We start from the raw sequence: 538 nt of genomic DNA, 5'->3' as shown, positions 1-538 counted from the left end.
GTGCTTTACGGTGCCCGGGTATCGCTCTCCGTGGCGATTTTTTCCGTTATCCTTAACCTGCTGATCGGAATTACCGTAGGCTCGCTGGCCGGTTATTACGGTGGGAAAGTCGACGGCTTTCTGATGCGGATCGTCGATATGTTGCTGGCCTTTCCGAGCTTCTTCGTTCTGATCACGGTCGTTACCGTCCTGAAGCCGAGCTTATTCAATATTATCGTCGTGTTCGTCGTATTCGGCTGGATGTCCAAGGCGAGGCTCCTGCGAGGGCAAATCCTTTCGGTCAAAAACCGCGAGTTCGTCGATGCGGCGCGGACGATCGGCATGTCGGATTTCCGGATTATTTTCGTGCATATTTTGCCCAACGCCATCGCTCCGGTCATCGTCTCCGCAACGCTGCAGATGGGAAGCATGATTTTGACGGAGTCCAGCCTCAGCTTCCTCGGTCTGGGGATTCAGCCGCCTACCGCGAGCTGGGGGAATTTACTGCAAAGTGCTCAAAGCTTGACGATTCTGAACAATGCGCCTTGGTATCCGTTCA

1 protein-coding gene is annotated in these 538 nt (G+C 54.1%); it reads left to right on the top strand.

What is annotated here, in order from left to right; all coding sequences use genetic code 11:
• On the top strand, positions 1 to 538 hold a 538-nt coding region (locus QJ48_RS35210), incomplete at both ends, for an ABC transporter permease (protein WP_157261894.1).

The sequence above is a fragment of the Paenibacillus sp. A3 genome (genome assembly GCF_001399685.1).
In the GTDB taxonomy this organism is placed as follows: domain Bacteria; phylum Bacillota; class Bacilli; order Paenibacillales; family NBRC-103111; genus Paenibacillus_G.
This window is presented reverse-complemented; position numbering and strand designations above follow the sequence as displayed.